The 681-nt window shown below is 38.3% G+C and carries 1 protein-coding gene; it reads left to right on the forward strand.

The window, feature by feature from the left end:
• A partial coding sequence (locus tag R7E78_RS26995; RefSeq protein WP_318058727.1) for a hypothetical protein occupies nucleotides 1-600 on the forward strand: 600 nt, incomplete at its 5' end.
• Between the last annotated feature and the right edge of the window lie 81 nt (nucleotides 601-681).

Raw genomic sequence — 681 nt, forward strand, 5'->3', positions numbered from 1 at the left:
GCTGTTGTGTTTAATGGTGTGACTTTAAGTACAGAGCAAGCGTTAAAGTTGTACGCATGGAACGCTCAAATATCGGCAGCTTTTTTTGCTCCATTGCATTTATGTGAAGTAGTTATTCGTAATGCGGTTTCTGAGGCACTAGAAAATAAATACGGTAGTAATTGGCCTTGGAATCCGACTTTTGAGCAAAGCTTACCTAACCCTCAAAAAGGGTATAGCCCACGCAAGGATCTAATTAACGCAAGAAATGGAATGACAACAACAGGAAAGGTTATCCCTGAGTTAAAGTTTGTTTTTTGGGAGAAACTCCTAACAAAGAGGTTTGATGATCGTTTGTGGACTCCTTACTTATGTACTGTTTTTCCGAATTATGACCAAGCCTTGTCTGTATCTGAAATGCGCAATAAATTAAGGATTTTGTTGGAGAGTGTTAGAGGTTTGAGAAATAGAATTGCCCACCACGAACCTATAATTTCTCGTGACCTTGACAGTGACTTTAAAAATATTGATAACTTAATTCAATATCGTTGCCAAGACACCGCTTTTTGGACATGTAAAAATCAACTCGTCACACCTCTAATGGAGCTTAAGCCGTTTTAAAAAATAGGTTAATGTCGGTTAATTTAACGTAACGTCACTTAGTGCGAACTCAGATTTAGACACAAGAACGGCTTCCGAATC

The sequence above is a fragment of the Vibrio sp. YT-19(2023) genome, from assembly GCF_033337395.1.